The sequence below is a fragment of the Streptomyces sp. NPDC045998 genome, from assembly GCF_056430285.1.
Window position 1 is genome coordinate 37,011 of sequence record NZ_JBWKLJ010000013.1, and the last position, 19,311, is coordinate 56,321.

General features: G+C 72.9%; 23 protein-coding genes. 17 read left to right on the forward strand and 6 right to left on the reverse strand.

Going from position 1 to position 19,311, the window contains the following annotated elements:
- The first annotated feature begins 133 nt into the window (after nucleotides 1-133).
- The 8 genes from AC07FJ_RS30470 to AC07FJ_RS30505 all read left to right on the forward strand — a co-directional run bounded on the left by AC07FJ_RS30470 (nucleotide 134) and on the right by AC07FJ_RS30505 (nucleotide 5,282).
- A complete protein-coding gene (locus AC07FJ_RS30470; RefSeq protein ID WP_479052436.1) occupies nucleotides 134-949 on the forward strand; it encodes an alpha/beta hydrolase in 816 nt (271 codons plus the stop codon).
- A gap of 51 nt (nucleotides 950-1,000) precedes the next feature.
- Complete coding sequence (locus tag AC07FJ_RS30475; protein WP_355365062.1) at nucleotides 1,001-1,255, forward strand: MoaD/ThiS family protein; 255 nt, start codon at nucleotides 1,001-1,003, stop codon at nucleotides 1,253-1,255.
- Between the two features lie 10 nt (nucleotides 1,256-1,265).
- Nucleotides 1,266-2,444, forward strand: coding sequence for a hypothetical protein (locus tag AC07FJ_RS30480; protein WP_479052437.1), 1,179 nt, complete (start codon nucleotides 1,266-1,268; stop codon nucleotides 2,442-2,444).
- A 99-nt stretch (nucleotides 2,445-2,543) separates the two neighbouring features.
- On the forward strand, nucleotides 2,544-3,239 hold the full coding sequence (locus AC07FJ_RS30485; protein ID WP_361416999.1) for an LmeA family phospholipid-binding protein: 696 nt from the start codon (nucleotides 2,544-2,546) through the stop codon (nucleotides 3,237-3,239).
- Between the two features lie 233 nt (nucleotides 3,240-3,472).
- A complete protein-coding gene (locus tag AC07FJ_RS30490) occupies nucleotides 3,473-3,553 on the forward strand; it encodes an Ms5788A family Cys-rich leader peptide (protein ID WP_352021666.1) in 81 nt (26 codons plus the stop codon).
- Between the two features lie 176 nt (nucleotides 3,554-3,729).
- Nucleotides 3,730-4,575 (forward strand): sulfurtransferase, encoded by an 846-nt coding sequence (locus tag AC07FJ_RS30495; protein ID WP_361417002.1) that lies wholly within the window; start codon nucleotides 3,730-3,732, stop codon nucleotides 4,573-4,575.
- A 43-nt stretch (nucleotides 4,576-4,618) separates the two neighbouring features.
- Nucleotides 4,619-4,906, forward strand: a complete 288-nt coding sequence (locus tag AC07FJ_RS30500; RefSeq protein WP_355365050.1) for a DUF1416 domain-containing protein — start codon at nucleotides 4,619-4,621, stop codon at nucleotides 4,904-4,906.
- Nucleotides 4,907-5,021: 115 nt separating this feature from the next.
- Entirely contained in the window at nucleotides 5,022-5,282 is a 261-nt protein-coding gene (locus AC07FJ_RS30505) for a DUF3099 domain-containing protein (protein ID WP_479052438.1), read from the forward strand.
- Nucleotides 5,283-5,285: 3 nt separating this feature from the next.
- Here AC07FJ_RS30505 and AC07FJ_RS30510 read toward each other — a convergent pair whose 3' ends face one another.
- Nucleotides 5,286-5,648 carry a DsrE family protein gene (locus AC07FJ_RS30510; protein ID WP_479052439.1) on the reverse strand — a complete coding sequence of 121 codons (363 nt, stop codon included), beginning with the start codon at nucleotides 5,646-5,648 and terminating at the stop codon, nucleotides 5,286-5,288.
- A gap of 12 nt (nucleotides 5,649-5,660) precedes the next feature.
- Between AC07FJ_RS30510 and AC07FJ_RS30515 the strand changes: the two genes are divergently transcribed.
- From AC07FJ_RS30515 to ygfZ, 4 genes are all read left to right on the forward strand, one after another.
- Complete coding sequence (locus AC07FJ_RS30515) at nucleotides 5,661-5,840, forward strand: hypothetical protein (RefSeq protein ID WP_479052440.1); 180 nt, start codon at nucleotides 5,661-5,663, stop codon at nucleotides 5,838-5,840.
- Between the two features lie 239 nt (nucleotides 5,841-6,079).
- A complete protein-coding gene (locus tag AC07FJ_RS30520; protein WP_355365032.1) occupies nucleotides 6,080-6,652 on the forward strand; it encodes a heme-binding beta-barrel domain-containing protein in 573 nt (190 codons plus the stop codon).
- Between the two features lie 40 nt (nucleotides 6,653-6,692).
- Nucleotides 6,693-7,130 (forward strand): Fur family transcriptional regulator, encoded by a 438-nt coding sequence (locus tag AC07FJ_RS30525; protein ID WP_479052441.1) that lies wholly within the window; start codon nucleotides 6,693-6,695, stop codon nucleotides 7,128-7,130.
- 26 nt (nucleotides 7,131-7,156) lie between these two features.
- Nucleotides 7,157-8,122, forward strand: coding sequence for a CAF17-like 4Fe-4S cluster assembly/insertion protein YgfZ (ygfZ, locus tag AC07FJ_RS30530; protein ID WP_361417015.1), 966 nt, complete (start codon nucleotides 7,157-7,159; stop codon nucleotides 8,120-8,122).
- Nucleotides 8,123-8,173: 51 nt separating this feature from the next.
- On the opposite strand, the gene dtd is transcribed toward ygfZ, so the two are convergent.
- The gene (gene dtd / locus AC07FJ_RS30535; RefSeq protein ID WP_361417018.1) at nucleotides 8,174-8,599 is read right to left on the reverse strand and encodes a D-aminoacyl-tRNA deacylase; all 426 of its coding nucleotides are present in this window, start codon (nucleotides 8,597-8,599) and stop codon (nucleotides 8,174-8,176) included.
- A 114-nt stretch (nucleotides 8,600-8,713) separates the two neighbouring features.
- On the opposite strand from dtd, the gene AC07FJ_RS30540 reads away from it, so the two are divergent.
- From AC07FJ_RS30540 to AC07FJ_RS30550, 3 genes are all read left to right on the forward strand, one after another.
- Nucleotides 8,714-9,313 carry an RsiG family protein gene (locus tag AC07FJ_RS30540; RefSeq protein WP_479052442.1) on the forward strand — a complete coding sequence of 200 codons (600 nt, stop codon included), beginning with the start codon at nucleotides 8,714-8,716 and terminating at the stop codon, nucleotides 9,311-9,313.
- An 85-nt stretch (nucleotides 9,314-9,398) separates the two neighbouring features.
- Nucleotides 9,399-10,373 (forward strand): asparaginase, encoded by a 975-nt coding sequence (locus AC07FJ_RS30545; RefSeq protein ID WP_479052443.1) that lies wholly within the window; start codon nucleotides 9,399-9,401, stop codon nucleotides 10,371-10,373.
- Between the two features lie 71 nt (nucleotides 10,374-10,444).
- Entirely contained in the window at nucleotides 10,445-11,695 is a 1,251-nt protein-coding gene (locus AC07FJ_RS30550) for a GNAT family N-acetyltransferase (RefSeq protein WP_479052444.1), read from the forward strand.
- A 43-nt stretch (nucleotides 11,696-11,738) separates the two neighbouring features.
- Here the strand turns inward: AC07FJ_RS30550 and AC07FJ_RS30555 are convergent, their stop codons facing one another.
- Nucleotides 11,739-12,713 (reverse strand): zinc-binding dehydrogenase, encoded by a 975-nt coding sequence (locus tag AC07FJ_RS30555; protein ID WP_479052445.1) that lies wholly within the window; start codon nucleotides 12,711-12,713, stop codon nucleotides 11,739-11,741.
- 112 nt (nucleotides 12,714-12,825) lie between these two features.
- Between AC07FJ_RS30555 and AC07FJ_RS30560 the strand changes: the two genes are divergently transcribed.
- The gene (locus tag AC07FJ_RS30560) at nucleotides 12,826-13,473 is read left to right on the forward strand and encodes a TetR family transcriptional regulator (protein ID WP_479052446.1); all 648 of its coding nucleotides are present in this window, start codon (nucleotides 12,826-12,828) and stop codon (nucleotides 13,471-13,473) included.
- 54 nt (nucleotides 13,474-13,527) lie between these two features.
- Here AC07FJ_RS30560 and AC07FJ_RS30565 read toward each other — a convergent pair whose 3' ends face one another.
- On the reverse strand, nucleotides 13,528-14,766 hold the full coding sequence (locus AC07FJ_RS30565; protein WP_479052447.1) for a cytochrome P450: 1,239 nt from the start codon (nucleotides 14,764-14,766) through the stop codon (nucleotides 13,528-13,530).
- Entirely contained in the window at nucleotides 14,756-15,541 is a 786-nt protein-coding gene (locus tag AC07FJ_RS30570) for a cyclodityrosine synthase (RefSeq protein ID WP_479052448.1), read from the reverse strand. The genes AC07FJ_RS30565 and AC07FJ_RS30570 overlap by 11 nt, the downstream gene beginning before the upstream one ends.
- A gap of 201 nt (nucleotides 15,542-15,742) precedes the next feature.
- On the opposite strand from AC07FJ_RS30570, the gene AC07FJ_RS30575 reads away from it, so the two are divergent.
- A complete protein-coding gene (locus AC07FJ_RS30575; RefSeq protein ID WP_479052449.1) occupies nucleotides 15,743-17,827 on the forward strand; it encodes a HelD family protein in 2,085 nt (694 codons plus the stop codon).
- Here AC07FJ_RS30575 and AC07FJ_RS30580 read toward each other — a convergent pair.
- On the reverse strand, nucleotides 17,749-19,230 hold the full coding sequence (locus tag AC07FJ_RS30580) for an MFS transporter (RefSeq protein WP_479052450.1): 1,482 nt from the start codon (nucleotides 19,228-19,230) through the stop codon (nucleotides 17,749-17,751). The genes AC07FJ_RS30575 and AC07FJ_RS30580 overlap by 79 nt on opposite strands.
- Nucleotides 19,231-19,311: the final 81 nt, after the last annotated feature.

Genomic DNA, 19,311 nt, shown 5'->3' on the forward strand with positions numbered 1-19,311 from the left:
AGGACGTCCTGGCACTGCTGTCGACTCCCGCGCCCTGAGAGCCTTTGTTCATCCGTCTGTAACAACGGCGGCAAAACACAAAAGGACCCGGGGGCTGCTTTGCCCGGATCCTCTTCGCAGCACAATAGCCGACATGGGATCCGAGACAGAGGGTGCGTTTCACATCGCGGATGTTTCCTCGGTCACTCCCGGCCTTCTGCGCGCCACCCTCCGTACCCCTGACGGGATCCGTATCGAAGCGGTGCACGAGCCGCATAGGGGCCATAGGGACAGTCTTACGGACACAGCCGTCGTTGTCGCCCATGGATTCACCGGCTCGGTGGACCGGCCGGCCGTCCGGCGGGCCGCGCGGGCCTTCCGGCGGCGCGCGGCGGTGGTGACCTTCTCCTTCCGCGGGCACGGCCGCTCCGGGGGCCGGTCCACGGTCGGGGACCGCGAGGTGCTGGACCTGGCGGCGGCGGTGAGCTGGGCGCGGGAGCTCGGGTACACGCGTGTGGTGACGGTCGGCTTCTCCATGGGCGGGTCGGTGGTGCTGCGGCACGGGGCGCTGTACCGGGACGACCCGAGGGCGCGCGCGGACGCGGTCGCCGCCGTGAGCGCGCCGGCGCGCTGGTACTACCGGGGTACGGCCCCGATGCGCCGGCTGCACTGGGTGGTGACCCGGCCAGCCGGGCGCCTGGTGGGCCGCTACGGGCTGCGCACGCGCATCCACGACCGCGACTGGGACCCGGTGCCGATGCCGCCCTTCGCGGCGGTGCCGCTGATCGCGCCGACGCCGCTGCTGATCGTGCACGGCGACCGCGACCGGTACTTCCCGCTGGACCATCCGCGCATGCTGGCGGCGGCCGGACCGTGCGAGCTGTGGCTGGAGCCGGGCATGGGCCACGCCGAGAACGCCGCCGACGACGCCCTGCTCGCTCGGCTCGCGGACTGGCTGTCGGCGGCATAGCCCATCATGGATGCCGACGAGGCCGTGGAGGCCGACGAGAGGAGTGCCGCTATGGCAGCGGGGACCATCCGCTACTGGGCCGCGGCCAAGGCCGCAGCCGGGACCGCCGAGGAGCCGTACGCCGCGGAGACCCTGGCCGAGGCGCTGGAGGCCGTGCGCGAGCGGCACCCGGGCGAGCTCGCCCGCGTGCTCCAGCGGTGCTCCTTCCTGGTCGACGGTGATCCCGTCGGGACCCGGGCGCATGAGACCGTACGGCTGGCCGAGGGCGGCACGGTCGAGGTGCTCCCGCCGTTCGCAGGAGGGTGAACCGCACACCATGAGCAGCAGCAGCGACCAGCAGTACCCGTCGTACGGCGACCCTTCCTACGGTGAACCCTCCTACGGGGAGCAGGCGTACCGGGAGCAGGCCTACGGCCGGGAGACGTACGGGCAGCAGACGCACGGCGAGCAGCCGTACGGTGAGCCGTCGTACGGCCACCAGGAGCCCGGCGTCGCGCAGACGTGGCAGGGCCAGACCTGGGACACCCAGTACCAGCCGGCCGCGCAGCCCCAGGAGGCGGCGGCTTCCGCCCCGGCCCCGGTCTCGTACCCGCTGCCGCCCGAGGTGCCGTACGACACCCCGACGACCATGCTGCGGCCGGTGACCGCCGCCGCGGCCGCCGCGCCGGCACCCGCTCCGGCCGCCGTGGCGCCCGAACCCGCGTACGGCGCGCCCACCACGCTGGGCAACGCCCGGATGACGGACGCCCAGCGCGCCCGCGCCGAGGGGCGCTCGCCGATCATCGAGCCCGGCATCCAGCCGGCCGCCCTGACGGCGCTGCTCGGCGTCCTGCTCGCCGCGGGCGCCGCCCTCTCCCCGTACGGGCTCCTCGTCCCGCTGGTCCTGCTCCAGGCGGTCACGGCCGCCGGATGGTTCCGGCTCAACGGCATGTGGCCGGCCCGCCAGGGCATCGCGCTCGCCTTCGCGGGCGGCGTCACCGCCGACATCGCGCTGCTCGCCGCCGGTGAGGAGCACGCGCCCGTCGCGATCCTCGGCACCCTCGGGGTGTGGGTGCTGCTGGTGCTCGTCCTCCAGCTGCGCAGCCACGCGGGCGCCGACGAGCGTCAGTACGGGCTGATGGCCACGGTCGTCTCGTCGGCGCTCGCCGTCGTCGCGGCCGGGTACCTCGCGGCCGCGTCGGACGCGGTGGTCGTGGGCGCCCTCGCGGCCGGGGCCGCGGTGCTCGTCCGCGCGCTGCCGCTGCCGGGCGCCGTGTCGCTCGTCGGCGGCCTGCTGGCGGCTGCGGGCGCCGGGGCGGCGGCCGGGGGGCCGCTCGGCGCCGGGGCGCTCGACGGGGCGCTGCTGGGGCTCGGGGCCGGGGTGTGCGCGCTGGTCGGCCACCGGGTGGCGAGCTACGACTACCCGTCGCGCTTCGTCCACATGACGGCCGGGGTGGCGCTGCCGCTCGCGCTCGCCACGCCCGCCGTGTACCTGCTGGGACGCGTCCTGGTGTGACGGCCGGGGTTACCGGTGAGGGAACCAATGAACGATCCCGTACGTCGATCATGACGTGACGGGGGGCCGGGCGCGACGAGGGTGGGGGATCACCGAACCATGCGAGCACTGCGAATACTGCTGATCACCGCCGTGGTACTCGGTGGCCTCTTCATCGCCGCGGACCGGCTGGCGGTGAACTACGCGGAGGGCGAGGTGGCCGCCAAGGTCCAGGCCCAGCGCGGCGTGGGCGGCGGTTCGGCGGACGTCTCCATCAAGGGCTTCCCGTTCCTGACGCAAGTCCTCGGCAAGGAGCTCGACGAGGTCGACGTCACCCTCAACGGCGTCGAGGCGTCGGCCGGCGGCCGTACGCTGCGCATCGCCACGATGACCGCCGCGCTCCACGACGTGCGCCTGGGGAACAACTTCTCCACGGCCACCGCGGCCAACGCCACCGGCACCGCGCGCGTCTCGTACGCCGAGCTCGCCAAGGCGTCCGGCGAGGACGTCACCGTCGCCTACGGCGGCAACGGCAAGGTCAAGGTCACCGGCTCGGTGGACGTCCCGGTCCTGGGCCGGGTCACGCGCAGCGTCATGTCCACCGTGAGCATCGCCGACGGCACCACGATCCGGGTCCGCGCCGACGAGGTCCCCGGCGAGGGCATACCCGGCGTGGAGGAGCGGGTCCGCGAGCGCACGGACTTCGACCGCTCGGTCGCCGGCCTGCCGGCCGGCCTCAAGCTCCAGAAGGTGGAGGCGACGGCCGAGGGCGTCGTCATCACGCTGACCGGCACGAACGTCACCCTGGCGGGCTGACGGCGGGCTGGCAACGGGGGCGTCGGCGGGACGTCGGAGGGGCCCGACTCGTGCCCCCCGGCCACATGGTGAGACGGCGGCGTCCGCTCCGTAAACCACCTGCGACGACGGCCTGAGCGGCGGTGGGCGGGGGCAGGCTCCGGAGGCCCTCCTATCCCACTATGCGGATGATCGCGTCTCGACATACGACACGCCGGTGACACGACCGCCCGTCCGTCCCTACGATCTGACCCATGAAGCGACAGGCGGAACTCACGAAGCGGCGGGCAGTAGACCTGTGCCGCGTCGCCGCCATGCTCTGTCGCTCCGTCTGAGCGGGACACCAACCTCCCGCCTTCCCCGGGCCCTTGAGCACCTCGGGCCCATCCCCGTGCCGAACGCAGCCGACGAGCGCGCCCGTCCCGCGTACCCCGTACACGACGAGCGGTCCGGCGGCCGGCCGGCACCACCCGCCACACCCCGCCGCACACTGCCCCGGAGGAGAAACAGCATGAGCCGCAGCGACGTCCTGGTAGACGCCGACTGGGTCGAGGCCCACATCGACGACCCGAAGGTCGTCATCGTCGAGGTCGACGAGGACACCTCGGCGTACGACAAGAACCACATCAAGAACGCCGTCCGGATCGACTGGAAGCAGGACCTCCAGGACCCGGTCCGCCGCGACTTCGTCGACCAGGAGGGCTTCGAGAAGCTCCTGTCCGCGAAGGGCATCGCCAACGACGACACCGTCGTCCTCTACGGCGGCAACAACAACTGGTTCGCGGCGTACGCCTACTGGTACTTCAAGCTGTACGGCCACGAGAACGTCAAGCTCCTCGACGGCGGCCGCAAGAAGTGGGAGCTCGACTCCCGCGACCTGGTCGACGGCTCCGAGGTCCCGAACCGCCCGGCCACCCAGTACAAGGCCAAGGCCCAGGACACCTCCATCCGCGCCTTCCGTGACGACGTCGTCGCCGCCATCGGCAGCCTGAACATCGTCGACGTGCGTTCCCCCGACGAGTTCAGCGGCAAGCTGCTCGCCCCGGCGCACCTCCCGCAGGAGCAGTCGCAGCGCCCCGGCCACGTGCCGAGCGCCCGCAACATCCCGTGGTCGAAGAACGCCAACGACGACGGCACCTTCAAGTCCGACGAGGAGCTCAAGGAGCTCTACGCCCAGGAGCAGGTCGACCTGGAGAAGGACACGATCGCCTACTGCCGCATCGGTGAGCGCTCGGCCCTGACCTGGTTCGTGCTGCACGAGCTGCTCGGCCAGCAGAACGTCAAGAACTACGACGGCTCGTGGACCGAGTACGGCTCCCTCGTCGGCGTGCCGATCGAGCTCGGCGCCAACAAGTAATCCCGGACCTCCCGTCCACCCCTCACACCCCTCAGGAGTACCCATGTGTGGAGCACAGGCCGGCGGCCCGGACGCTTCGACGATCAAGCCCGGCGAGACCACGATCCAGGGCCAGGTGACCCGTAACGGCGAGCCCGTCACCGGTTACGTCCGCCTGCTGGACTCGACCGGCGAGTTCACCGCCGAGGTCCCGACCTCCGCGACGGGCCAGTTCCGCTTCTACGCCGCCGAGGGCACCTGGACCGTCCGCGCGCTGGTCCCCGGCGCCACGGCCGACCGCACGGTCGTCGCGCAGCAGGGCGGCCTGGCCGAGGTCGCGATCGCGGTCTGACGCGATTCGACGCGTCTGACGGCGACGTCACACATACCGGCCGAAGGGCCGCACCTCCTGGGGGTTGGACGCTTACCGGGACCGAGGTGCGGCCCTTCGGTCGTACGCTGGACGTATGTACGCGCAGCGCCGGCGCGCCTACCTCCGGATGATGACTGCCTGTCTGGTGCTCTTCGTGAGCGCCTGGGCCGTCGTACGGCTGTGGTCGGTGCCCGCGGCCATCGCGATGTGCTTCGTCGCCATGGTCATCCCGCCCGTCGCCGCGATGATCGCCAACCGGCGCGGGCCGGACGACCGCTGGTGGGACGACCCGTCCGGCGATCCGAAGTCCGACGAGTGGTGGGACGAGCTCGACGGCAAGCGGAGGGGCCGGTAGGCCTCAGTAGACGAGCGCCTGCGTGCCGTCGGCCAGCGCCTCGCTGACGAAGACCTGCGCGCCCGCGATGCGCACGCCCTCCAGCACGTCCTTCTCCGTGATCTCCCGGCGCGCCGCGCACTGCGTGCACAGCGTGATGCGCCCGTTCGCCTGGATCGACTCGATCAGCTTCGGCAGCGGCGCGGCGTGCGGCAGCTCGAACTCGGCCGCGCGCCCGGGCAGCGCGAACCACGACGACTCGCCGGTCAGCCAGAGCGAGACCTCCACCCCGCTGGCCACGGCCACCGCCGCCACCGTGAACGCCTGCGAGCACCGCTCGGGGGCGTCGGCCCCGGCGGTCACCTTGATCACGAGCTTCTTCGCCATGGTCGAACTGTAATGCGCGGCGGCACGACAAGCCCCGAGGCCACGGACACCCCCGAGGCCCCCGACCGCACCCGCCTCGCCTACGTCGTCGCCGGCGACACCCTCGCCGTGGTCGTCCACTCCCGCGAGGGCGACACCGCCGAGGTGCCGTTCCACCAGACGGTGGTGCTGCAGAACCAGCTCCTCGGCTGACGCCGCGCGCGCGGACGCACGGGCGCACCTCACACCGAGGGGCCGGGTCCCACCCATTACGCTGGGAGCCGGCCCCTTCTTCACCCACATCGCTCACCGAGGAGCACCCGTGCTTGAGGCTTTCTTCTCCGCCCTGCTGGTCCTGGTCTGCGTCGGCGTCGTCGCCTTCGCCGCCCTGACCGTGAAGAAGCTGTACCAGGGCCAGCGCTGACCACTCCCACCGACCGACAGAGCTGCTCATGATCGAGATCCCGTCCGACCTGAACCCCGACCTCGTCCCCCTCGCGTTCCTCCTGGGCACGTGGGAGGGCGCGGGTGTCTCCGACTTCCCCGGCGCCGAGAAGTGCAACTTCGGTCAGTCCGTGACCTTCAGCCATGACGGGCGGGACTTCATCGAGTACACCTCCCGCACCTGGGTCCTGGACGCCGAGGGCCAGAAGGTCCGCCCCCTGGAGAGCGAGAGCGGCTACTGGCGCATCGACAAGGACCGCAAGGTCGAGATCGTCATGGTGCGCGACCAGGGCGTCGTCGAGGTCTGGTACGGCGAGCTCGCCGACCAGAAGCCGCAGATCGACCTGGTCACGGACGCCGTCGCGCGCACCGCGGCCTCGGGGCCGTACAGCGGTGGCAAGCGGCTGTACGGCTACGTGAAGGGCGACCTGATGTGGGTCGGCGAGAAGTCGACGCCCGAGGTGCCGCTGCGGCCGTACATGTCGGCGCACCTGAAGAAGGTCGTCACGCCCGACGAGGTCGCGGCGTGGGCCAAGGACCTGGGCGACCTGCCGGACGACGGCATCGCCTTCTTCAAGTAGGCCCGGTGAACCGGCGGTCGGTGCTCCTACACTGGAGCGCGTGGTGAGCACCGACTGGAAGAGCGATCTGCGGGAGCGCGGTTACCGGCTGACTCCCCAGCGCCAGCTTGTCCTGGAAGCGGTGGACGCGCTGGGGCACGCGACGCCCGACGACATCCTCACCGAGGTCCGCAAGACCGCCTCCGGGGTGAACGTCTCCACCGTCTACCGGACGCTGGAGCTGCTGGAGGAGCTGGGTCTGGTCAGCCACGCCCATCTCGGGCACGGCGCCCCGACGTACCACCTGGCCGACCGCCACCACCACCTGCACCTGGTGTGCCGGGACTGCACGGAGGTCATCGAGGCGGACGTGTCGGTGGCCGCGGAGTTCACCCGGAAGCTGCGCGAGACGTTCGGCTTCGACACCGACCTGAAGCACTTCGCGATTTTCGGACGGTGCCGGGACTGCACGGCGAAACGTACGACCAACGGGTCGTAGGACGTACGGGTCGTAGGCTTGCTGCCATGAAGAGCCCTCTCCTGTCCCTGCCCGGCGCGGTGCCCGCCGAGGGACGCGACGAAGGGGTCGCCGCGCACTACGGCGACCTGTTCCGTGAGCAGCGCGCCCTCGCCGACGGCAAAGGCATGGTGGACCTCAGCCACCGCGGCGTCGTCACCGTCAGCGGCGCAGACCGGCTCAGCTGGCTGCACCTGCTGCTCACCCAGCACGTCAGCGAGCTCCCGGCCGGACACGCCACCGAGGCGCTGATCCTCTCCGCCCACGGGCACATCGAACACGCGCTGTATCTCGTCGACGACGGCGAGACGGTCTGGGCGCACGTCGAACCCGGCACGCAGGAGGCGCTCATCGGCTACCTGGAGTCGATGAAGTTCTTCTACCGCGTCGAGGTGGCCGACCGGACCGCCGACGTCGCCGTCGTCCACCTCCCGGCCGGCTCGATCGCCGAGGTGCCGGACGGGGTCGTCGTACGGGAGACCTCGCACGGCCGGGACCTGTTCCTGCCGCGTGCCGAGCTGGAGGCGTACGCCGCCGGGCACGGCCCGCTCGCCGGGATCTGGGCGTACGAGGCGCTGCGCGTGGAGGAGCACCGCCCGCGCCTCGGTTTCGAGACCGACCACCGGACCATCCCGCACGAGGTCGGCCTGATCGGCACGGCCGTTCACCTCCAGAAGGGCTGCTACCGCGGCCAGGAGACCGTGGCGCGCGTCCACAACCTGGGGAAGCCGCCGCGCCGGCTGGTCTTCCTGCACCTGGACGGCAGCGAGGTGCACCTGCCCGCGCCCGGTACGCCCATCCGGCTGAAGGCCGACGGCGAGGAGGGCCGCCAGCTGGGCTTCGTCACCACCGCCGTACGCCACCACGAGCTCGGGCCGATCGCGCTCGCGCTGGTCAAGCGGAACGTACCGGTGGACGCCGAGCTGCTGGCCGGGAACACCGCGGCGGCCCAGGAGACCGTCGTCGAGCCCTAAACAATGCCTCGTCGATCACGCCGCGAGCCCGGCGAGATCGGCAAGACACCGCTAGACCTCGATGATCACGGTGAACGGGCCGTGGTTCGTGAGCGAGACCCGCATGTCCGCTCCGAACCGGCCCGTCTCCACCCGCGCGCCCAGCTCCCGCAGCCGCGCCACCACCTCGTCCACCAGCGGTTCGGCCACCTCGCCCGGCGCCGCCGCGTTCCAGGTCGGGCGCCGGCCCTTGCGGGCGTCCCCGTAGAGGGTGAACTGCGAGATCACCAGCAGCGGCGCGTTCACGTCCGAGCAGGACTTCTCGCCCTCCAGGATCCGCACCGACCACAGCTTGCGGGCCAGCTGCGCCGCCTTCTCCACGGTGTCCTCGTGGGTAACCCCCACCAGCACGCACAACCCCTCGCCGACGATCTCGCCGACGGTCTCACCCGCGACGACGACCTTCGCGCCGTCGACCCTCTGCACCACTGCACGCATGCGTACCAACGTAACGGGGCCGAACGGGTGCAGTGCACCTGCACATCGCATGCGGGAGTGGCACCATGCGTGTCAGGCGGTGCGGCTGCGCACCGGTCGAGGGGACGGATCACCATGAGCACATCGGGCGCCGGGCAGACGCCAACGCCACCGCATGCCGTACACCAGGTCCACCAGGTCCACCTCCGGCCGCCGGGGCCGCGTACCCCGGCCGAGTCCGTCCTGCCGGAGATGGGGCCCCATGACCTCAAGGCGCTGCGCCTGCCGGAGCTGCGCGCCCTGCGGCGCGACGCGCACGGCGACGAGGCCGACCTCAGTTACGTACGACGGCTGCTCCAGGGCCGGATCGACATCCTGCGGGCCGAGCTCGCGCGGCGCGGCGGTGCGCAGGTTCCGGTGGTGGACCGGCTCTCCGAGATCCTCGCCGACACCCCTTCGCGGCACCGCTCCTCCGTCCGCCACGTCACGGTCTCCACGCCGCGCGGCGAGACGTACCGGCGGCTGGCCGCCGAGATGCTCGCCGACGTCGAGCTGTCGGACCTGACCGCCCGAACGGACGAAGAGCTGCGCGCCGCGATGGGACGTCTGGCACGCTACGAACAACAGGTGTCCCGGCGCCGGCAGCAGCTCCAGCGGACCGCCGACGATTGCAGCGCCGAGATCGCCCGCAGGTACCGTGAAGGCGAAGCACAAGTAGACGACCTGCTCAGCTGAGTCTCTCGGCCGGGTCTCCGCCCAGGAGTCCTCGACGCGGGCTCGCGGCTCCGCGGGTCTCGTTCCGTTCCGGAAGGCCACCGTCATGACCTCCACCTCCGCCAACGCCTCCATACCTCCGGTCCTCGCCGAAGTCGTCCGGTCGGGCTTCGTCGAGGGCCACCATCGGGGGTCGCTGGTGGTGCTGGCCGAGGACGGCACCATCGAGTTCACGGCCGGGAACGTGACGGCGCCGGTCTTCCCGCGCTCGTCGAACAAGCCGATGCAGGCCGCCGCGCTGCTGCGCGCAGGGCTCGACCTGAGCGGGGAGCGGCTGGCCCTGGCCGCCGCGAGCCACTCCGGCGAACCGTTCCACCTCGACCTCGTACGCAAGATGCTCGCCGAGTACGGGCTCACCGAGGCCGACCTCCAGACGCCGCCCGACCTGCCCCTCGACCCGGCGGAGGCGGAGGCGTACCTGGCCACCGGGCGGGTCCGGGAGCGGATCACCATGAACTGCTCCGGCAAGCACACCGCGATGCTCGCCGCCTGCGCGCAGAACGGCTGGGACCCGGTCGGCTACCTGGACCCCGCCCACCCGCTCCAGCGCCTGGTCCACTCCGAGATCGAGTCCGCCTCCGGCGAGACCGTCGACACCGTCGGCACCGACGGGTGCGGCGCGCCGCTGATGGCGATCAGCCTGGTGGGGCTGGCCCGCGCGTTCCGCTCGTACGTCCTCGCCGAGCCCGGCACGCCGCAGCGGCGGGTCGCGGACGCGATGCGCGCGTTCCCCGAGTACGTGGCGGGGACCCGGCGGCCGGACACCTGGCTGATGCGGGAGGTGCCCGGCGCGCTGTCCAAGATGGGCGCCGAGGCCGTGCAGGCGGTGGCCCTGGCGAACGGCCGCGCCCTCGCCTTCAAGATCGACGACGGCTCGGCGCGCGCGATGGGCCCGGTCCTGGCGCGCGGCCTGGAGCTGCTGGGCCTGGACGCCGAGACCGCGCCCGTGCTCGCGCGGATCGCGGACGCGCCGCTGCTGGGCGGGGGCGAGCGGGTCGGGGCGGTGCGCGCCGCGTTCTGAGGGGGCAGGGCCGGGCGGGCCCGGCGAAAACCGGGTGCCGGGTGCGGGGGCGGCCGCCTAGCGTGGCGGCCATGAGCAGCGTCGAGGTCCGTCCCGTCACCGAGTCCGAGTTCCCCGACTGGCTGCGCGCCCTGCGCACCGGTTTCCTGGTGTCGCCCAGGGTGCCGGAGGGCGAGGCCGAGCGCCGCCTGCCGTACATGGACCTGGCGCGCACGCGCGGCGCGTTCGAGGCCGGGCGCTGTGTCGCCACCTTCCGGTCGTTCGCCCAGGAGCTCACCGTCCCGGGCGGCGCCCCGGTCCCGGCGTGCGCCGTGAGCCAGGTGACGGTCTCGCCGACGCACCGGCGCCGGGGACTGCTCAGCCGCCTGGTGGACACCGAGCTCAGGGCGGCCAAGGAGCGGGGCGAGGTCGTCTCGACGCTGATCGCCGCCGAGTACCCGATCTACGGGCGGTACGGCTACGGCCCGGCCGCCTCGCTCACCGAGTGGACCGTCGACGTGCGGCGCGCCGGCCTCGACCCGCGCTGGTCGGGTCCGGAGGACGGCGGGCGGATCGACCTGATCGACGCGTCCGAGTTCGGCAAGCTCGGGCCCGAACTGCACCACCGGGTACGGGCCGTGCGGCACGGCGTGGTCAGCCGGAGCGAGCGGGACTGGCTGCTGCGCACGGGCGCTCTGCCGCTGCCGGACGGTTCCCCGTACACGGAGCCGTTCCACGTCGTGTACCGCTCGCCCTCCGGCGAGGTGGAGGGGTACGCGGTCTACCGCTGCGACGACCACTGGGACGCCGGCAAGCAGCCGATGAACACCGCGACCGTGCGCGAGCTGATGGCGCTCACCCCGGCCGCCGAGCGCGCCCTGTGGCGGTTCGTCTGCTCCATCGACTGGATCACCACGGTCAAGAGCGGCTACCGCGCCCCCGACGACCTGCTCCCCCTGCTGCTGCCGGACCCGCGCGCCGCGCGCGTCACAACGTACGCCGACTACCTGTGGGTGCGCATCCTCGACGTCGTACGGGCCCTGGAGGCGCGGACGTACGGCACCTCCGGCAGCCTCGTGCTGGACCTGCGGGACGCGGCGGGCCTCGCGGGCGGCCGCTACCGGCTGGACGCCTCGCCGGAGGGGGCGGCCTGCGCCCCGACGGGCGCCCCGGCCGACCTGACGATGGACATCGCGGAGCTGGCCACGCTGTACCTGGGCGACGAGTCGGCGGTGCGGCTCGCCGCGCTGGGCCGGGTGGAGGAGTCCACCCCGGGCGCGGCGGCCCGGGCGGACCTGCTGCTGCGGACGTCGCGGCGGCCGTGGTGCCCGGACGAGTTCTGAGCCCGGTGTCCGGGCCATGCGCGGGCCCGCTTTCCGGGCCGTGTCAGGTGGTGAGCACCACCTTGCCGAGCAGGCTCCGGTTCTCGATCGCCGCGTGGGCGTCCGCCGCCCGTTCCAGGGGGAAGGCGCCGCCGATGACCGGCCGCAGCCGCCCCGCGGCCGCCTCGGTGAGCGCCCGGCCGGCCAGCGCGGCGTAGGCGTCGGGCGCGAGCTGTACGTCGCCGATGCCCAGCAGCCGTACGCCCCGGCGCTCCGCCTCGCGCGGATCCACCTCGGCGAAGCCGCCGGTCGGCGCGCCGTGCGCGGAGAAGCGCCCGCCGTCGGCGACGAGCGCGAACGCCGCCAGGCCCACCGGGCCGCCCACGCCGTCCAGGACCACGTCCGCGCCCCGGGCGCCGAGCACCTCGCGGGCGCGGTCCACCCAGCCGGGGGCGCCCGCGTCGACGACCGCGTCGGCGCCCAGGTCCCGGACGAGCGCGGCCTTCCGCCCGCCGCGCGCGGTGCCGACGACGCGGGCGCCCGCCGCCTTCGCCAGCTGGACCAGTACGGTGCCCATCCCGCCGGACGCGCCCACGACCAGCACGCTCTCACCGGCCCCGAGGCCCGTCGCGTCGAGCAGCGCGGTCGCGGTGACGCCGTCGTGGACCAGGGCCGCGGCGTCGGTGAAGGAGAGCCCGTCGGGGATGGGGACCAGCGATTCGACGGCGGCGACGGCCCGCTCCGCGTAGCCGCCGGTGTAGCCGAGGGAGGCGATCACACGGCGTCCGAGCCACGCCTCCGCGTCGACGCCCGCGCCGACGGCCCGTACCGTGCCGGCGATGCCGCCGCCCGGGACGTACGGCGGTTCGAGGGTGAAGTACTCGCCGCCCCAGCCGGATCGCAGCTGGGTCTCCAGGAAGATCGTGTCGACCGCCGCCACGGCCACGAGCACCTGGCCGGGACCGGCCACCGGCTCGGGGACATCGGCCGGGACCAGCACCTCCGGGCCGCCGAACGTCTTCACCTGCGCCACGCGCATGGCCTGTACCCCCTGTCGTCGCGGGCCTGTTCCGGTCCGTCCGGGGCCCGCGCTCACGAGTCTCGGACCTCAAGTCGAGTCGAGGTCAAGCCGGGTGCGTAGGCTCGTCCGCATGAGCGGGTTGCGGGAGCGGAAGAAGCGGCAGACGTACGAGGCGATCTCGGAGGCGGCGATCGCGCTCTTCCTCGACAAGGGCTTCGACCGGGTCTCGGTCGCGGAGGTCGCGGCGGCGGCGGAGGTGTCGAAGCCGACGCTGTTCCGGTACTTCCCCGCCAAGGAGGACCTGGTCCTGCACCGGTTCGCCGACCACCGGGACGAGGCGGCGCGCGTCGTCCGCGAGCGGCCCCGGGGCGTCGAGCCGCTCGGTGCGCTCGAGCGGCACTTCCTGGACGGGCTCGCGCGCCGCGACCCGGTGACCGGGCTGTGCGACGAGCCGTCGGTGCTCGCCTTCCACCGGCTGCTGTACGGGACGCCGGGCCTGGTGGCGCGGTTGTACGCGTACCAGGGCGCGGCCGAGGCCGAGTTGGCGGCGGCGCTGGGCCCGGTGCTCGGCGCCGGGGTGGCGGCGCGGCTCGCGGCGGGCCAGGTCGTCGCCGTACAGCGGGTTCTGGCGGAGGAGAACTGGCGGCGGATCGCGGCGGGGGCGAGTGCCGACGCGGTGGAGCCGGACGCGGTGGCCGCCGCGGAGCTGGCCTTCCGGCAGCTGCGCGACGGCCTCGCGGGGGTGACGGCCTCGCGGGGCGACGGCCTCGCGGAGTGACGTCTCGCGGGGTGACGGCCTCGTGGAGTGACGCGGCACGTCGCCTCGCGGCGGTCACCACATCACGGGGAGGCGCTCCGGGATGCGCTTCATGAAGCCGGTCCGCCAGACGAGCTGGGCGATGGGGACGGCCAGCTGGAGGTCCGGCATCTTGTCGAGCAGCGTCTCCAGGGCGATCTCCGCGTGCTTCTTGCCCAGCGCGGTGGCCGGGCAGTAGTGCCGGCCGCCGCCGAAGGAGAGGTGCGCGGTGTTGTTCTCGCGGGTGAGGTCCACGGTGTGCGGGTCGCGGAACACCTCGGGGTCGAAGTTGGCGCCCTCGACGAGGACGAGGAGCAGCTCGCCCTTCTTCACCTCGACGTCCCCGAGGGTGACGTCCTCCAGGGCGAGGCGCGGCAGCCCGTCGCCGATGGAGAGGTTGATCCGGAGCAGCTCGTCGACGGCCGCCGGGATCTTGGTGCGGTCCGCGAGGAGTTCGGCCTTCAGCTCCGGGTGCTGGATGAGCGAGACCAGGGCCATGGTGAGGAAGCCGGCGGTGGAGATGACGCCCGCGCCGAACATGGTCACGCCGACGGTCGCCAGCATCTCGTCGGTGAGGTGGTCGTACTCCGGGTCCTCGCGCAGCGCCGCGAGTTCGGCCATCAGGCCCGTCGTCGACGGGTCGTCCAGCCGCTCGACCATGTACGCCATGTCGCGGTCCCAGTTGAGCTTGGCGCCCGTGATGGGGCAGGCCGAGTTCATGAACGCGATGTCCAGGCTCCTCATCAGGCGGGGCGCGTCCGCCTGCGGGATGCCGAGGATGTGGCAGTGCATCGCCGCCGAATAGGGGTCCGCGAACTGCCCGCGCAGGTCGGCGGGGGCGCCTTCGGCGATGGCGCGGTCGACCAGGTCGGCGGCGGTCGACCGCATCCACTCCACCAGGCCCGGCGCCTTGGGGTTGAGCGCCTTGAGCACGGCCTTGCGCAGCCCGGCGCCGGTGATGTTGCCCATGTTGTTGACGACTTCCGGCGGGATCGTCAGGGCGTACTGGCGGGGTACGCCGGGGGCCGAGGTCTCCGCCAGGCTGAACCGCGGGTCCTCCAGGACCTGCTTGCACAGGGCGTGGGACGACACCAGCCAGGCCGGGTCGCCGGCGATGGTCCGTACCCGCTTCACGGGCTCCTTGCGCAACAGCTCTATCTCGTCGGGGAGCTGGTCGCCGCGCCAGGAGAAGGGGAAGTCGGGGAGCTCGTCGGGCAGGTCGTCACGGTCGTCACGGGCGTCACGCAGCTCGTCGTGCAGGGTCTCAACGGACATCGGAGTCTCCTTCGGCGCGCTGTGCGGGAGAGGTCGGCTGGGTGGGTTCGGCGGGCGTGACGATGGCGTGGCCCTGGTTGCGGGAGGCGCGCAGACCGGAGCCGCGCGAGTAGAGCAACTCGGCCATCGGCAGCAGCTGGTGGTAGCAGTTGAGGGAGGACGGCACGCCCAGGATGGCGGGCGTGTCGAGGAAGAGCGGCGCCTCGGCGCAGACGTACTCCACGCACACCTCGCGCTGCCGCTCCGTGGGGGCCTTCCCGTCCAGGACCTTGGAGGAGAGGAAGGTGTCCACGAGGGCGTCGCAGGTTTTGCGGAAGTCCGGGTCCGTGTCGAGCCGGTCCTGGAGGTGGTCCCGGATCTCGCGGTACGCGGGGTTGTCCAGGAACGCCGACATGGGGTGGGCGCGCAGCCGGATGCCGTCGGGGTCGACGGTGGCGACGGCGTTGGTCACTTTGGCCCGTACGCCGCGCAGGTTCTTCACGGCCTTGCGGCGGGCGTCCTCGGCGGTGTAGCCGGACGCCTCGTACATCTCGGCGACGTGCATGTCCGTGTAGACGAAGTCCGCTTGCTCGAAGTGGGCCATGCCCCAGCGGGCCAGGTCGATGACGCGCTGGGCGGAGAAGTAGCTGTTGCCGGGTGAAACGCCGATCACGGCGTGGGCGCCCTCGGCGCATATCACCTGGCAGTGGGCTGTGTAGGGCCGGACGGTGAACAGTCCGGCGGCGGTGTCCGGAGGGGTGAAGGGCTGGATCTCGAAGACGGTCTCAGTCGTCAACTGGGAAGGAGTCCTTCGCGTCGCTAGTCCCTGAGGAGCCTCGTGCTCCTGGTGTGGCGACGACGCCGCGAAGTTAGCTTCCGGATACGGAGAGTGTCAACGAGCACCCGGAAGCGTTGATTCTAGGTCGGCTGGAATTCATCGTTCCGCCATCTTGAGAGTCGGGAAGTTTCGTTACTCGGTTACGTTATTCTTGGGGGAATGACCACACTCGACGCTGAACTGAGCAAGGAACGGGCCCACCACGACACCTGCCGCGCCGCCCTCGTCCGGATGGCCGAAGGCGCCGAACACCACGTCGTCACCGGCGAGGACGTCTCCGCCTCCGGCGCCGACGCCGAAGCGCTCGGGTACCAACTCCGCAGCCACGCAAAGCGGTTGCGTGAGGAGAAGCCGGGCCCGCTCTTCTTCGGCCGGCTCGACCACGCGGACGGGCAGTGCCACCACATAGGCCGCCGTCGCATCGCCGAGCACCCCGCCTCCCCGCCGCTCGTCATCGACTGGCGTGCCCCCGTCGCGCGCGCCTTCTACCAAGCGAGCGCCCGCGATCCCCAGGGCGTACGGGTACGGCGACGGTTCGGCTGGGCCCCCTACAGCGACGGCGACTCGGCGGACCTCACCGCCCTGGAGGACGAGTACCTGACGGCCGGGGAGGCACTCGCCGGGGAGGCCCTCCCCGGAGAGGCCCTCTCCGGGGAGGCACTCGCCGGGGCGATCCTCGCCGGGGAGATCGAGCGGCCCCGCGTCGGGCCCATGCGGGACATCGTCGCCACCATCCAGCCCGAACAGGACGATCTCGTACGGGCCGACCTGGCCCTCTCCCTCTGCGTGCAGGGCGCGCCGGGCACCGGCAAGACCGCCGTCGGACTGCACCGGGCCGCGTACCTGCTCTACACCCACCCGCGGCGCGTCCACCGCGGCGGCCTGCTGGTCCTCGGGCCGAACCGCACGTTCCTGACGTACATCTCCGAGGTGCTGCCCGCGCTCGGCGAGGGGGACGTACGGCAGTCGACGGTCGAGGACGAGGTCGCGCGGGGCCGGGGCCACGAGGTCCGGGCGTACGACACGCCGGAGGCGGAGGCCGTCAAGCACGACGCGCGCATGGCGGGGGTGCTGCGCCGGGCGCTGTACGGGAGGGTCGGCGGGCCGGCCGAGCCGTTGGTGGTTCCCGACGGCTCGTACCGGTGGCGTGTGCCGCTGGACGAGCTGGAGCGGCTCGTCGCCGGCGTACGCGCCGAGGAGCCCCCGTACGCCGTGGGGCGTGAGCGGCTGCGGAGCCGGGTGGTGCGGGTGGTCCAGGAGCAGGCCGAGCGGCGTGCCGGGCCGCGGGGCGGTGCGTGGGTGCGGAAGGTGGAGCGGGCGCGGGCGGTGACGGCGTTCGTGGACGCGTGCTGGCCGAAGGTGACGCCGGAGGAGGTGCTGGCCGGGCTGCTGGCCGATCCGTGCGACGAGGCGCTGTCGGTGGCGGAGCGGGCGGCGATCCGGTGGCCGCGGGCGCCGCGTTCGTACCGCTCGGCGCGGTGGACGGCGGCGGACCTGGTGCTCCTGGACGAGCTCGCCGGGCTGGTCGAACGCCCCGAAGGCTACGGCCACATCGTCGTCGACGAGGCGCAGGACCTCTCGCCGATGCAGTGCCGCGCCATCGCGCGCCGCGCGGGCTTCGGCTCCCTGACGGTGCTCGGCGACTTGGCGCAGGGCACCACTCCGTGGGCCGCCCGCGGGTGGCCGGAGCAGCTCGCGCACCTGGGCCGGCCGTCCGCCGAGGTGGTCCCGCTCACGGCCGGCTACCGCGTTCCGGAGGCCGTCGTGGAGCTCGCGAACCGGCTGCTGGGCGCCTTGGACGTCGACGTACCGCGCCCCCGGGCCATGCGGCCGGGGGGCGAGGTGACGGTACGCCGGGTGGAGCGGGGGTCCTTCGCGGCCGCGGTGGTCGAGGCCGTACGGGCGGCGCTCGGCCGCGAGGGCTCGGTCGGCGTGATCGCCACCGGGCCGACGGCCGAGCTGCTGCGGGGCGCGCTGGCGAGCGCGGGGGTTGCGGAGGCGGCGGACGCCGGGGTCGTGGACGCGGGGGCGGCGGATGCGGGGGTTGCGGTCCCGCGGGTGACGGTGCTGCCCGCGGCGCTCGTGAAGGGCCTGGAGTTCGACCACGTCGTCGTGGCCGAACCCGCCGAGATCGTGGCGGCCGAACCCCGCGGGGCCCACCGGCTCTACGTGGCGCTCACGCGCGCGGTCTCCCGGCTCGACGTCCTGTACTCCGGCGAGCTGCCGGCCGCGCTGCGGTCCTGAGGGGCGCGCGGCGCGGTGCGCAGCACCAGGACCGCGACGGCGAAGGCGGCGACGATCAGCCCCGCGCCGACGGTGAAGGCCAGCCGGTAGCCGCTGGTCAGCGCCTCGGCCTGGGGCGTGCCGGCCGTAAGCAGGCCCTCGGTGCGGGAGGCGGCCAGGGTGGACAGGACGGCGACGCCGAGCGCCATGCCGATCTGCTGCGTGGTGTTGAACAGCCCGGAGGCGAGACCCGCGTCGTCCTCGCCCGCGTCCGACATGCCGAGCGTGGTGAGCGCGGGCAGCGCGAGCCCGAACCCGGCCGCCAGCAGCATCACGGGCAGCAGGTCGGTCACGTAGTCGGCGTGTACGGGGACGCGGGCCAGCAGCCCGAGGACGCCGAGCAGCAGGCCCAGGCCCACCAGCAGGACCGTGCGCTCGCCGAAGCGGGCGTTGAGGCGGGCGGAGACGCCCAGCGACACCGCGCCGATGACCGCGGCGGCGGGCAGCATGGCGAGACCGGTCGCGGCGGCGCCGTACCCGAGCACCTTCTGGAGGTAGAGCGCCACGAGGATCTGGAAGGAGAACAGCGCGGCCACCATGAGGACCTGCACGAGATTGGCGCCGGCGACGCTGCGCGAGCGCAGGATGCGCAGCGGCATCAGCGGCTGCGCCGCCGTGGCCTGCCGTACGACGAACCCGGCGAGCAGCGCGAGGGAGAGGGCGCCGAGGCCGAGGGTGGGCGTCGAAGTCCAGCCGTACTCCTCGACCTTGACGACCGTGTAGATGCCCAGCATCAGGCCGCCGGTCACGAGCAGGGCGCCGATCACGTCGGCCCCGGCGGCGAGGCCGAGGCCGCGGTCGCGGGGGAGGGCGGTGACGGCGGCGGCGAGGGCGGCGAGGCCGATGGGCAGGTTGATGTAGAAGATCCAGTGCCAGTCGAGCGCGTCGGTCAGGATCCCGCCGAGGACCTGGCCGAGCGACGCGCCCGCCGCGCCGGTGAAGCTGAACACGGCGATGGCCTTGGCGCGTTCGCGCGGCTCGGTGAAGAGCGTGACGAGGATGCCGAGGCTGACGGCGGAGGCCATCGCGCTGCCGGCGCCCTGGAGGAACCGGGCGGCGATCAGTACGGCGGGGCTGGTGGCGAGCCCGGCGAGCAGCGACGCCGCGGTGAAGACCGCCGTGCCCGCCAGGAACATCCGCTTGCGGCCGATGAGGTCGCCGAGCCGCCCGGCGAGCAGGAGCAGGCTGCCGAAGGCGATGAGGTAGGCGTTGACGACCCAGCTGAGACCGGCCGGTGAGAAGCCGAGGTCGCTCTGGATGGCGGGCATCGCGACGGTGACGATGCTGCCGTCGAGGACGGTCATCAGCATGCCGGTGGCGATGACGCCGAGGGCGAGGTGGCGTGAGGGTGCCCGAGAAGTCATGGACATGACGGTCTCTCCTGTCGATGCGGCGAGGGCGCGGTGAGGGCGACAGGAATGACCGTAGCAGATAGTTTCGTTACA